General features: G+C 71.0%; 11 protein-coding genes. 7 read left to right on the forward strand and 4 right to left on the reverse strand.

All coding sequences use genetic code 11. From position 1 onward, the window contains the following. Positions 1-18: 18 nt before the first annotated feature. Complete coding sequence (locus BDK92_RS23725; protein ID WP_121158682.1) at positions 19-630, forward strand: hypothetical protein; 612 nt, start codon at positions 19-21, stop codon at positions 628-630. Next, positions 620-2,986 carry a caspase, EACC1-associated type gene (locus BDK92_RS23730; RefSeq protein ID WP_147457095.1) on the forward strand — a complete coding sequence of 789 codons (2,367 nt, stop codon included), beginning with the start codon at positions 620-622 and terminating at the stop codon, positions 2,984-2,986. Before BDK92_RS23725 ends, BDK92_RS23730 begins: the two co-directional genes overlap by 11 nt. A gap of 399 nt (positions 2,987-3,385) precedes the next feature. Here BDK92_RS23730 and BDK92_RS23735 read toward each other — a convergent pair whose 3' ends face one another. Beyond that, a complete protein-coding gene (locus BDK92_RS23735) occupies positions 3,386-4,141 on the reverse strand; it encodes an SAM-dependent methyltransferase (protein ID WP_121158684.1) in 756 nt (251 codons plus the stop codon). Positions 4,142-4,563: 422 nt separating this feature from the next. On the opposite strand from BDK92_RS23735, the gene BDK92_RS39745 reads away from it, so the two are divergent. Together BDK92_RS39745 and BDK92_RS23745 are read left to right on the forward strand one after the other, a co-directional pair. Further along, on the forward strand, positions 4,564-5,265 hold the full coding sequence (locus tag BDK92_RS39745) for a hypothetical protein (protein ID WP_211349353.1): 702 nt from the start codon (positions 4,564-4,566) through the stop codon (positions 5,263-5,265). 93 nt (positions 5,266-5,358) lie between these two features. Further along, the gene (locus BDK92_RS23745; protein ID WP_121158685.1) at positions 5,359-5,838 is read left to right on the forward strand and encodes a cupin domain-containing protein; all 480 of its coding nucleotides are present in this window, start codon (positions 5,359-5,361) and stop codon (positions 5,836-5,838) included. 20 nt (positions 5,839-5,858) lie between these two features. On the opposite strand, the gene BDK92_RS23750 is transcribed toward BDK92_RS23745, so the two are convergent. After that, positions 5,859-6,518, reverse strand: a complete 660-nt coding sequence (locus tag BDK92_RS23750; RefSeq protein ID WP_170208666.1) for a DUF4232 domain-containing protein — start codon at positions 6,516-6,518, stop codon at positions 5,859-5,861. Positions 6,519-6,653: 135 nt separating this feature from the next. Here BDK92_RS23750 and BDK92_RS23755 point away from each other — a divergent pair, with 135 nt between their 5' ends. From BDK92_RS23755 to BDK92_RS23765, 3 genes are all read left to right on the forward strand, one after another. Continuing rightward, the gene (locus BDK92_RS23755; RefSeq protein ID WP_121162527.1) at positions 6,654-7,853 is read left to right on the forward strand and encodes a hypothetical protein; all 1,200 of its coding nucleotides are present in this window, start codon (positions 6,654-6,656) and stop codon (positions 7,851-7,853) included. After that, a complete protein-coding gene (locus BDK92_RS23760) occupies positions 7,850-9,325 on the forward strand; it encodes a hypothetical protein (protein ID WP_121158686.1) in 1,476 nt (491 codons plus the stop codon). The genes BDK92_RS23755 and BDK92_RS23760 overlap by 4 nt, the downstream gene beginning before the upstream one ends. Before the next feature lie 132 nt (positions 9,326-9,457). Continuing rightward, positions 9,458-10,216 carry a MerR family transcriptional regulator gene (locus BDK92_RS23765; protein ID WP_121158687.1) on the forward strand — a complete coding sequence of 253 codons (759 nt, stop codon included), beginning with the start codon at positions 9,458-9,460 and terminating at the stop codon, positions 10,214-10,216. A 254-nt stretch (positions 10,217-10,470) separates the two neighbouring features. Here BDK92_RS23765 and BDK92_RS23770 read toward each other — a convergent pair whose 3' ends face one another. Together BDK92_RS23770 and BDK92_RS23775 are read right to left on the reverse strand one after the other, a co-directional pair. Beyond that, on the reverse strand, positions 10,471-11,223 hold the full coding sequence (locus BDK92_RS23770) for a GNAT family N-acetyltransferase (protein WP_121158688.1): 753 nt from the start codon (positions 11,221-11,223) through the stop codon (positions 10,471-10,473). Positions 11,224-11,464: 241 nt separating this feature from the next. Further along, positions 11,465-12,385 carry a LysR family transcriptional regulator gene (locus BDK92_RS23775; RefSeq protein WP_121158689.1) on the reverse strand — a complete coding sequence of 307 codons (921 nt, stop codon included), beginning with the start codon at positions 12,383-12,385 and terminating at the stop codon, positions 11,465-11,467. Between the last annotated feature and the right edge of the window lie 27 nt (positions 12,386-12,412).

A 12,412-nucleotide genomic window follows, 5' to 3' on the forward strand; every position in this document is an offset into this window, starting at 1 on the left:
TTACGAGATAATTACAGTATGTCGAGCATATCGTCGGACCGGAAGCTGTTCCTGCAGGTCAGCGGCCCGATAGCAAAAAGCGGACGAGCCGACGCCGAGGCCGCGACCGCACTCCTCCGTGAGCTGCTCAGCGGGACAGGCATAACGGTCACACGGGCCGAAACCACCCCGACTCAGGCGCCAGGCGCCCCGGACCCGAAGGCCGACCCGACCCCGGCTGAGGAGCAGCACGTCCACAAGGGCGGCGAGACCATCTCGCTCGCCGAACTCGCCATCACCGGCGCCTTCTCCGCCAGCACTCTCGCCGCACTCACCCAGATCGTGATCGCCTTCGTCCGGCGTGGCGCCGCCCGTCGGATCGTGCTGCGCGACGGGGCCCGGACGCTGACCATCGTCGACCCGTCGGAACGTACCGAGCGGGCGGTCGCCCGCTGGCTCGCCGGACCCGACCCTGAGCAGCCGGCCGAGGCGCCCGCCCTCCCCGACCAGCCGGCCGGGACGGTCACCGTCCCCGACCGGATCGCCGTACCGGAGCCGACCGTCGCGACGGAAGCGGCCGGCGCCCCGGAGACGATCGCCGGACCCAGGACCGCCCACGCCCGACGGGGTGTCGGCTCCGGTGTCGACTAGGCCATCGGCTGGCCGGTACGCCCTGCTGGTCGCGACCGGCGAGTACGCCGACCCCTCCCTCGACCGGCTGCGTGCGCCGCAGCAGGACGTCACGCGGCTCGCCGCCGTACTCGCCGACCCGGCGATCGGCGACTTCACCGTCCGTACGCTGAGCGACGCCCCGGAACGTGAGGTGCGCGCCGCGATCGAGGACCTGCTCACCGACCGCAGCGACAGCGACCTGGTCCTGCTCTACTTCTCCTGCCACGGGATCGTCGATCCCTACCACCGGCTCTACTTCGCCGCCAGCGACACCGTCCGGACCCGCCCGGCGAGCACCGCCATCTCCCGCTCCTTCGTCAACGAGCAGTTCGAGGCGTGCCGGGCCTCGGCCAAGGTGCTGATCCTCGACTGCTGCTTCGCGGGCGCGTTCGCCGAGGGATTCAAGAGCGCACCGCAGGGCGCGCTCGACTGCCAGGTCGGCCGGGGGTATGTCGTACTCAGCGCGTGTGACAGCTACGAGTACGCGTTCGAGTCCGACGAACTGGTCGCGTCGGCACCCCGTGGTTCGATCTTCACGGACGTACTGATCGAGGGGCTGGTCACCGGCGACGCCGATCTCGACGGCGACGGCCTGGTCGGTGTCGACGAACTCTTCCGCTACGTGCACGACGGGGTGGTACGTCGCCGGCCCGAGCAGCAGCCGAAGTACAGCGCCTACAACGCCGAGCCGCACATCTACCTCGCCACCGTGCCACCGGTCGCCGCCGTGCCGGCCCCGACCGCCGTCACCGGTCCGTCGAAGGTCGGTGGCCCACCGGCGGTCACCTCGTACAACCAGCACCAGGCGATCGTGGCGCGGGGCTTCCGGGTCGGTGCGGAACTGGTCCGGCGCACCTACGGGCCGTTCGGCCGGCGGATGCTGGTCGAGGACGAGCGCGGTGGGCTGCACGAGGTGGCGGACGCCAGCGGCATCGTCCGGTTGCTGGCCGGCGGGGACACCCGGGACAGGCTCGGCAGCGGTTACCTGCGCGAACTCGTGGAAGGGATCCGGCACCGGGTCGGCGACGGCGCCACCACCGGCGTCGTGCTGGCCCAGTCCATGCTGGACTCCGCCTCCGACGCGCTGCGGGCCGGTGCCAATCCGGTGGCGCTGCGACGCGGGATCTCCGCCGCCGTGGCGGACGTGGCGATCGAACTGGCCGGTCTCGCGGTGCCCGTACGCACCAGGGCGGAGCTGCGTGCGCTCGCCACCATCGCCGCCGGCGACGAACTCGTCGGCGACCTGGTCGCGGAGGCGGTCGACCGGGTCGGCCGGGACGGGGTGATCCGGGTCGAGGCGAGCAACCTGTTCGGCCTCGAACTCGAGTTGACCGAGGGGATGAGCCTGCGGGCGGGACACGTGTCACCGGCCTTCGTGACCGACCAGGAGGAGGGGGAGGCGGTGCTCGACGAGCCGTACCTCCTCCTGGTCGACGACCGGATCTCCGGGGCGGAGGAACTGCTGCCACTGTTGACGGCGGTGCAACGGGAGGGCCGGCCGCTGGCGGTCTTCGCCCACGAGATCCGGGACACGGCGCTCGGCGTGCTGGTCCTGGAGAAGAAGGCCCGGCGGCTGCTCAGCCCGGTCGCGGTGGCCCTGCCCTGGCCGGCCGGGCAGCGTACCGAGGCGCTGGCCGATCTCGCCGCGCTGACCGGCGCGACCGTGGTCGGGGGTGGCTCCGGGCCGCGCCTCGCGGATGCGACGCCGGACGTGCTGGGCCGGGCCCGGCGGGTGGTCACGACCCGCAGCGAGGCGGTCGTGCTCGCCGGGCCCGACACCGCGGAACCGATCGTCCGCCGCTACCGGCCGCCGCGGAACGAGCCGGGGCCGGGCGACGCCACCGGACCGGTGTCGGCGGAGCGGATGTCCCGGGTGGTCGGTGGGGTCGCCGTGATCAAGGTCGGCGAGGTGACCGTGGAGCAGCGTCAGGTGCGCCGCCGCCAGATCGACCACGCGGTCCGCAACGCGAAGACGGCGGCGGAGTGGGGGGTGGTAGCGGGCGGCGGCGCGGCACTGCTCGGCGTACACCGCCGGCTCGCCGGTCGCTCCACCGCTCCGGTGCCCCGGCAGCGTGGCGACGACGAGGCGCTCGGTTACGCGCTGGTGGTCGACGCGCTCCCGGCGCCCTTCGAGGAGTTGCTGCGCAGCGCCGGCCGCGATCCCACCGGAGTGCCGGAGGATCTGGCGTACCGGGGCCCGGGCGTCACCTTCGACGTGGTGGGCGGGCGTTACGTGGTGGCCCGGGATGCCGGCATCATCGACGCCGCCGCCACCGTACGGGAGGCGGTGACCGCGGCGGCCGGCATCGTCACCCGGTATCTCATGCTCGGTTGAGTGTCCGCGAGGGCGGCGTTCCCGGTCGGGGCGGCTGACGGGCCCTGTCGCGACTGACCGGCTGCGGTGGCCGGCACCGGTCGCCCGATGCCGGCCATCGCCCGTGCTGCGACGTGGTGCCGACGTGCAGCAGGTCTCTGAGGAGCGGGTTCGGCCATGCGCCACCGTCGGCCGCGCGCGACGCGACGCAACTTGCACTCGTCGAGTCCACTATCCGCCTACCGCGGTGGATCACGGTCAGCCCGAGCGGTAAAGAAGAGGCCCGGCATGTCCGATGCGCGTTCCCGGTTTGTCTGTTGTCCCACGTACGCCAACACGCAGAGTGACCGACCACTGTGGAGAAAGTGGTGGGTCGATGCGCGGTGCGATGGCGCGCCCGACCCTGCCGCGTACCGGCGGCTACCGCCCCGCAGCGAGGGTCGGCCGGAGCACGAAGACCGCCCAGCCGAAGTAGCGGCGACCGTACTCCAGGTGCCAGCGGCGGGACAGGTCCCGGAAGTCGCGTACCTGCTGGGCGCGGGGATCGTGCGGGTAGGCGCGCAGCCACTCGGTCAGCGTCCACCACTGCTGGGCCACGTACCGGTCCCAGCTGTCCGCGTCGGCGTGCACCACCTCGACCAGATCGGTGCCGGCCGCCTCGAAGCGGTCCAGGGTGCCGCTCAGCGAGGTGAAGTCGTCCACCCCGAAGCCGTACGCCCCGTACGCCCCGGGAGGTGGCGGGTCGATCCAGTACGGCTCGCCGACCAGCAGCAGCCCGTTCGGACGTACGGCCCGACGCATCAGCTCGATGGTGCCGGCGAGTCCACCGCCGATCCAGGTCGCGCCGAGACAGGAGACGACGTCGTAGCCGCTCGCCTCGGCCCGGTACTCGGCGGCGTCACCGTACTGGAAGCTGACCCGGTCACTCACGCCCAGTTCGGCGGCGCGTTTGCTCGCGGCGGTCAGGAACACCTCGCTGATGTCCACCCCGTGCCCACGGATGCCGTACCCCTGGGCCCAGCGGCAGAGCAGCTCGCCCTTGCCGCAGGCGAGGTCGAGGACCCGACTCTGTGGGCCCACCCGGCTGGCCGCCCCGAGCAGCATCAGCTTCTCGTGGGTGAACGGGTTGAGGATGCGGTGCTCCGCCTCCGACAGCTCGTGCAACCAAAGCGACATCGGGCCAGGATTACCCGTTTTCCGGATCGTGTCGAGTCCCATCTTTCGGCAGAAGATCACAACCGAGTCGTCGAGGCGCCGCGGCCGCCCCCGGCAGCCCGCTCACCGGCCACCCCGCCGAACCGGTAGCCGAGACATCTGCACAGCTCAGAGACGTTAATTCGGGGGCGCCGAGTGATCGGACGGGCCGGCCGTGAATCGCACAGACTAGACCGGCTTCGATGTGTATCGGATCGGAGCGCGCCGACCCGTGCCGGGTGGTGGGAAAGCTCACGGCCGCTTCACCACACCGCTCCACCGGGTCGACACGACCGCCCCGGTCGGGCAGGCTGTCCGCTGTGCAGCCAGAGGTATTCATCGCGATCGGGTCGGCGGTCGTATCGCTCCTCAGTGTCCTATTCACCACGATCTCGGCGCGCCGAGTGACGGTGCTCCAATATCAGTTGGAGGAACAGCGACACCAGCAGTCCAAGGCCGAGCTGGCCGAGCAGTTGCTCAGCCGTTACCGGGAGCCGCTCCTCTGGTCCGTGCACGCCCTTCAGGGCCGACTCTTCAACTGCGTACGGCCGGGTTTTCTCTCCACCTACCTGCACTGCGGTGATCCGGACGACGAGCGTTACACCCGCGACTACACGGTCTACGTGCTGGCCGAGTACCTCTGCTGGGTGGAGATCATCCGGCGGGAACAGCAGTTCCTGGACCTGGGTGACGTCGAGCGGAACAAGCGATTCTTCGGCTTCCTCGACCGGATGACCCAGATCATCGCCGCGCTCGACCTGCCGGCGCAGCTGCGACTCTTCCGAGGTCAGCAGCGGGCGATCGGCGAGCTGATGCTGGTACGCCTGGAGGACGGTGGCAGCATCCGTTACGAGTCGCGGGGGTACGCCGAGTTCTGCGAGTCGCTCGACACCGACCCCCGGTTCGCGTCCTGGTTCACCCGGCTCCGCTCCGACGTGGACGTGATCGCCGCCGCCGACTGGGACGGCAACGCCCGCCTGGTACGGATGCAGCACGAGTTGATCGCCCTGATCGACTTCCTCGACCCGGACGCGGCCCGGCTCGCCACCCCGAACCGGGCCCTGCTCGACCGGAACCTGATTGGCAAGATCACCACGAACGCCTGAGCGGTCGCTGGAAATCCGCCGCTACCGAGATCTGTCCGACCCCGTTGTTACGGTCGGCCCGGCGGATACCCGCCCGACGAGGGGAGAGCAGTGATGACCTATCCGGAGCCGGTGTACCGGGGGGCCGACGGAGAGGTCAGCGCCCGCTACCGCCCCGCCGGCCAGGCGCCCGATTTCACCTATTCCAACGGCAACAGCGTGCACTACCTCGCCACCGGCGCGTCGACCAACGGCCTGTTCGGGCTCTACCGGTGGGAGATGGGTCCAGAGCCGAGCGGACCGGCACCGCACTTCCACCGATCGATCTCCGAGTCGTTCTTCATCCTCACCGGATCGGTACGCATCTACGACGGCAAGCGCTGGATCGACACCGCGCCCGGCGACTGGGTGCACGTACCCGAGGGCGGACTGCACGGATTCCGCAACGAGTCCGGTGCCCCGGCCTCGATGCTGCTGCACTTCTCGCCCGGCGCACCCCGGGAGGCGTACTTCGAGGAGCTGCCGGCGATGGCCGACGCCAGCGAGGAGGAACGAGCCGAGTTCTTCCTCCGCCACGACAACTTCTGGCGCTGAGCGGAAGCCGGGCCGGGCGGTTACGAAACGCTCCAGGCGTGCACCTCGAGCCGGCCGGTGGTGCCCAGGTCCAGACGCTTCGACACGGTCTGGCTGGGCTGCCCCGCAGCCGACGCCACCTCCAGGAACTCGCCCTCCGCCAGGTCCCCGTCGGTGACCGTGTTGCGCCAGCGTACGGAGGCGTGCGCGGTGCCACCCGGATAGACCGAGAGCGGCTTCGGACCGGGGTCCTCGTTCGTCCGGGACCCGTTCTCGACCGTCACGGCGATCGGTTTGCGCTCCGCGTCGAGCACCCGTACGACCGGGTAGCCGTTGAGTTCGAGGAGTTCGGTGCCGCAGTTGAAGAGCACGATCGACATCGCCCGCAACCCCATCGCGGCGTCCGTCTCGGTCGTGCTCACCAGCACCCCGGACGCCGGGCAGGAGCCGACCGCCCCCGGGACAGCAGTGACCACCGGTGCGGAACCGCTCACCAGCGGGCCGGCGGGCCGCCCGCCACCCCCTTCGGCGACGTTGCCCGGCCTGGTCGTGACCGGCACCGGGCTCTCCGGCAGCACGATCGGCTGGCCCGGCACCGGACCGCTGCACGCGGAGCCGATCAGCGCCGTGCTGGCGGCCGTGACCAGTAACCCGAGCCGGCGGGCCGACAACCGTCGATCACCTCGGTACGACGTCTTCACCCGGCGATCCTGCACCACCGCACGCGCCGCCCGCCACCTCGCGTACGACGTTGTGCCGATGTCGTGTGCGACGTGTGAACGTGTCGACCGCGACTGTTCGGCGGCGCTCGGGTGGTGAACTTGTACGCTGCTGCGATGCCGGATTCCACCGAGTTCGCCGGGACCGAGCGGGTGACCGGCGTCGACCGCTGGTTGCAGCGGCTGCGCGGCGCCGTCGCCCCGCGCCGTCACAACGCCCGGACGATCGCCGCGCTGACCGGCAACCCGGGCTGTCACCGGCGGGCGGTGCTGGACGCGGCCGGGGTCGACAAGCCCCGGCTGGCCGAGCACATCGGCTTCCCGGCCCGGTTCGGCCAGTCCCGGTTCGCGATCACCCGGGGCAACGCGTTCGAGGCGCAGGTCAAGGCGGACGGCGGGGTGGAACTGCTCCGGTTGCTGCGCGAGCGGCTCGGCCGGCCGATCCCGTACGCGGCCTTCACCGACCTCGACGACGACCAGCCCGCGTCCACCCCGGAACCCGCCGCCACCACGGACACCGGTCCCGACGAGAGCAACGAGCAACGGTACGAGCGGTCCCAGCGACTACTCAGCGCGGCGGCCCGCGAGCCGGCGTCCGGCGATGCGGTGATCTTCGACCATCCGCTGCTCCGGTTGCGGGTCGCCGGCCAGCCGGTCTACCTCGAACCGGACCTGATCGCGTTCCGGGTCGACGGCCGGTTCCACGTCGTGGAGATCAAGTCGTTTCCGGTGATCGACGGGCAGGCCGACCCGAGCAAGGTCTCCGCCGCCGCGATCCAGGCCGCCGTCTACGTGCTCGCGATGCGGCAACTGCTGACCGACGCCGGGCACGACCCGGAGATCGTCTCGCACGACGTACTGCTCGTCTGCCCGCGCGACTTCACCAACGAACCGGTGGCCGCGCTGGTCGACGTACGCAAACAGCTGTCGACCCTGCGCCGGCAGCTCACCCGGATGGCCCGGGTCGAAGAGCTGGTGGCCGCGCTGCCGCCGGATCTGACCTTCGACCTGGCCCCCGACCGGGACGGCCGGCCGACCCGGTCACCGGCCGCCCTCACCACCGCGCTCGACGTGGTCGAGGCCCGCTACGCACCGGAATGCCTGGCCAGTTGCGAGCTGGCGTTCTACTGCCGGCACGAGGCACGCGGCCACACCGGTGCGTTGGGCCGCTCGGTCCGGGAGGAACTCGGCGGAGTCGAGCAGGTGCCGACCGTGCTCGCGCTCGCCAACGGCGAACTCGCCCCCGCCGAAGGGCAGGCCGAAGCCGCCGCGTTGCTCCAGGCCGCCGCACGGCTGCGGGCCGAGGCGCTGTCATGAGTACGCTCACCGCCCTCGCCCGCGCCCAGGCACTCGCCGCCGGGGTGGCCCAGCCGATCGCGACCGTACGGCACCTGCACCTCACCGAACGGCCACTGGTCCTGGTGCCGCTCACCATGGCCGGGGAGGCGAACGCCCCGCTCGCCATGCTGGTCGGTACGGAACCGGACCGACCCCGGCTGGTGATCGTGCCGCAGCCCCGCGACCGGGACCAGCGACTCAACTTCGTCACCACGCTCGGCACCGTGCTGCTGCCGTACCTCGGCGCACACCGGGGCGTCTCCGAGTCGGTGCCGATCGACCGGGGCCGGGACGTGCGCTACCGGTACGCCGAGGCGCCGCAGGTGCTGGTGCCGAACTCGGCCGGCATCACCTTCCTGCGGTTGCTGGGGCGCAACAACCGGTTCCGGCGTACCGACGGGGACTACCCGGTGGACGCCTCGGTCCCGCTCGTCGGTTGCTGGCTGACCTGGTTCGCCGAGCGTGCCGAACACCCCGGTTCCGCACTGCTGGTGGCGATGACCGACGCGCTCGGGCTGCACTGGGCGACCGGACAGAGCGGGGTCGAGGACCTGAACCTGGCCGCGTTGCTCGGCTGGATCGACCCGCCCGCCGGCACCACCGGCGCGGTCGCCGCCGAGGAAGCGGAGGACCCGTCGAAATGGCCGCCGGCCGGTCCGACCACCGACCCGGAGTTCGACAACGAGGTGCTCACTCCGGCGATAGCGGCCTACCAGGCGGCGGTGGCGGCGGGCGACGAACCGGCCCGGCGGCGGGCGTACGCGACCATGTCGACGGCGCTGCGCGGGCAGCTCGAACCGACCTGGCGACTGATGTGGCGGGGGCTGTCGCTGCTGCGCCGGCTGCCGCCCGGGGCACGGGTCGTCGGCCGGTGGGAAGCCGACCGGGACGCCTTCACCGACTACGCCACCTACCGGGACGAAGGCGGTCAGCCGCAGCCCCGGCGTGACGGGGCGGTCGCCGCCGCACAGCGGCTGCACCGGCTGGAGCGGGCACTCAGCGCGTACGCGGTCCAGCGCGCGTACGACGACCCGCTGGTGATGGCCGACCACCGGCTGACCGGGGAGGCGTTTGTCGGCGAGGTGACGTTGGCCGACCCGGCGCGGGTCGACGACAGCGGCAAGCGGCCGGTGCTGCGTCCCCGGATCATGCTGGTCACCACCGACCCGGTGCTCTTCCAGCCGGGCACCAGCCTCAGTTCGCCGACCCGGCCGAGCCAGAAGGCCAGGGTCGTCTTCGTCACCCCGACCGGTGACGGCTCGAAGACCGAGGTGGTGCTGGAACTCTCCGGTGGCATGGGACGGGGCCTGACCGCACCGCCGGGAACCGTGCCGGAGGTGGGGGAGCGGCTCTGCTACACCACCCTCACCGACGGCTACGTACCGCCGGGCGCCTTCCCCACCCGCGAGGAAACCCCCTGGACCCACGGCGGCCCCCCACCCGAGGTGTAAGGAAGGGCCCCTTGTTAACGCTATGCGTTAACAAGGGGCCCTTCCTTACTTCGCTGCGCAACGGCGGAACGATTCGGGTTGACCCTCACGTAGCGGCAGGCGGGAGCCTGGTTCCCGGAAGGGAGGGAACCCATGGAATACCCGGTGGGACAGGTGGCGCGGCTGGCCGGCGTGACCGTACGGACGTTGCACCACTACGACGAGATCGGCCTGCTCTCGCCGAGCGGTCGTACGAGTGCCGGCTACCGCCGGTACGACGACAGCGACCTGGACCGGTTGCAGCAGATCCTGTTCTACCGGGAGCTGGGGTTCCCACTGGAAGAGGTCGCCGCGATCATCGACGACCCGTCGTCGAACCCGACCGAGCACCTGCGCCGGCAGCACGAACTGCTGACCGGGCGGATCAGCCGGCTCCGGGAAATGGTCGCCGCGATCGAGTTCGCGATGGAGGCGAAGAGTGTGGGCATCCAACTGACGCCGGAGGAGCGGTTCGAGGTCTTCGGCGACTTCAACCCGGACGACTACGCGGCCGAGGCCGAGGAACGCTGGGGCGGCACCGACGCGTACCGGGAGTCGGCCCGGCGAACCGGTCGGTACAGCAGGGAGGACTGGCTGCGGAACAAGGCGGAGAACGCCGAGTGGGGTGAGCGGTTCGTCGCGCTGATGGACTCCGGCGCCCCGGCGGACGGTCCGCAGGCGATGGCGTTGGCGGAGGAGCACCGGCAGCTCATCACCCGCTGGTTCTACGAGTGCTCGTACGAGATCCACACCGGGCTGGCCGACATGTACGTGGCCGACCCGAGGTTCACCGCGTTCTACGAGAACATCAAACCGGGCATGACGGCCTACCTCAGCGAGGCCATCCACGCCAACGCGATCACGAACGCCTGACCGAGCGGGGCGGATGCGTCCGTTGGCTACGGTGACTGTTGATCGAGGGGCGGGTCCCGCAGACCCGAACGAGCAGACCGCCACCCTCGTCGCCATGCTGCACGCGATCGACGCCCTGCCGAAGGTCGTACCGGGCGACAAGGCGTCGTTGAAGGCGCGAGCCAACGAGATCGTCGAAGGCGATCTGGTGAATCAGGCGCCGGCCGTGACTGATGTACGGCCGGCGCCCGGTTCGCGTCGGGTGGAGCGGGGGATCAGTCGAGCGCGATGTAGAGGCGCTCCCCCATGGGTACGTAACCGATCCGCTCGTACACCCGCCACGAGTCCTCGCCGCCCGCCTCCAGCCAGGCCGCTTCGATGCCCCTGGTGAAGGCGAGTTCGGTGATCGCGGCGGTGAGCGCCCCGGCGACACCCCGTCGACGGAACGTCTCACGTACGCCGATGCCGGCGACCTCGCTGAGCCCGGCGCCCGGCGGCGACGCCTGACCACCGCCCACGTACGTGCCGTCGTCGGCGCGGGCGACCAGCACCACCCCGCCCCGCTCCTGGGTACGCCGCACCCGGGCGACGTCCGCCGGGGTGGCGGTCAGCTCGCCGCCGAACGCCTCATTCTGTGCGGCCAGGCCGCCGGCACGTTCCTCGTCGCTGGTCGGCTCGATGATCCCGAACCCGGCCGGGGTGACCGGCACGGTGAGCGTGTCCGGCGAGCAGACCAGGTACTGGTGCCGGGCCTCGATGGTGAAGCCGGCGTCGAGCAGGTGCTTTTCGAGGTCTGGGGCGCAGCTGGTGACGTACTCCAGCCGGGGCACCCGGTTGATGTTCCGGAAGGCCGCGACCAGCGCGGTCACGTCGTCGGGCGTGATGACGGCGTCGGGTCGCGGGGTCGCGTAGCTGATGAACCGGCTGTCGCTGGTCGGATCCCAGCCGATGACGAACGGGCCGGCATCGACGGTTTCGGGACGGTTGGAGAGTAGAGCGACGACAGATTTCTGGACCAGAGAATCCATGGTTGGGTAAGCCTCATTGTCATAGCGAAAGACGTCTGCGAGCTGCGTGGTGGAGCAAACGTGGGCCGCCGCAGAACAAAATGAGGTGCTCGGCACAGATCGGGCAGCAGAGAGCCGATCAGGCTTGGGAGCACACCTCGGCGGCCGTGTGGGTCGCCGTAACCATGGACTTCGTTCCTTTGAAAAGGTCGCCGCGCCCAACGCGCGAGCCGCCCCACACTCGCACCACTCCCCACCCCTGTCAACCCCGCACGGGGGGTGGGGAGGGCAGGGGGGTGGCGATGGTGTGGAGGGCGTTGAGGAGGGTGGGTAGGGCGGGGTGGGCGGGGGAGGATTCGCGTACGGCGGCGTAGATGACCCGGGTGGGCACGGGGTTGCGGACCTTGCGTACGACGACGGCGGGGTGGCGGGCGCCGACTCCCAACTCCGGGACCAGGCTGACGCCGAGCCCCGCGGCGACAAAGCCCTGTGCGGTGGCGTAGTCCTCGCTCTGCACCGCGAAATCCGGGCGGAAGCCGGCCGAGTCGCAGGCGTCGAGGACAGCGTCCAGGCACGGGCCGGGCCATTCGCTGCCGACCCACGTCTCCTCGGCGAGGTCGCTCAGGTCCAGTACGCGTTTGCCGGCGAGGCGGTGTCCCCTGGGGAGCACGGCCAGGTAGTTGTCGTCGAGCAGGTGCGTGAACCGGATGCCGCCGGCGCGGGTGAGGCCGGGCGGCTGGACCACGATCGCCAGGTCAGCCCGGCCCTGCTTCAACTCCGGCAGCGACTCCTCGGGTTCACCGAGCCGCAGGTCGACCCGTACGCCCGGGTGAGCGTGGCGGAACAGCGCGACGGCGGGCGCCACCAGGCTCGCCCCGGCGGTGGCGAAGTAGCGGACCGCGAGCCGCCCGGTTCGCCCGGCCCGCAGGTCGGCGAGCGCGGTTTCCGCCTCGGCGACCTGCTCGCCGATCGCGGCGGCGTAGTCGTTGAGCAGGCGTCCGGCGTCGGTGGCGCGTACGCCCCGGCCGGTCCGTTCGAGTAGCGCTATGCCGGCCTCCTTTTCCAGCACCGTTATCTGTTGGCTGACGGCGGAGGGGGTGTAGCCGAGGTCGCGGGCCGCCGCGGTGACCGAGCCGCTGGTGACGACTGCGTGCAGCAACTGCATTCGTCGTACGTCAAGCATGTAGCTGAGCTTAACACCGCGTGCAGA

Source organism: Micromonospora pisi (genome assembly GCF_003633685.1).
GTDB lineage: Bacteria > Actinomycetota > Actinomycetes > Mycobacteriales > Micromonosporaceae > Micromonospora_G > Micromonospora_G pisi.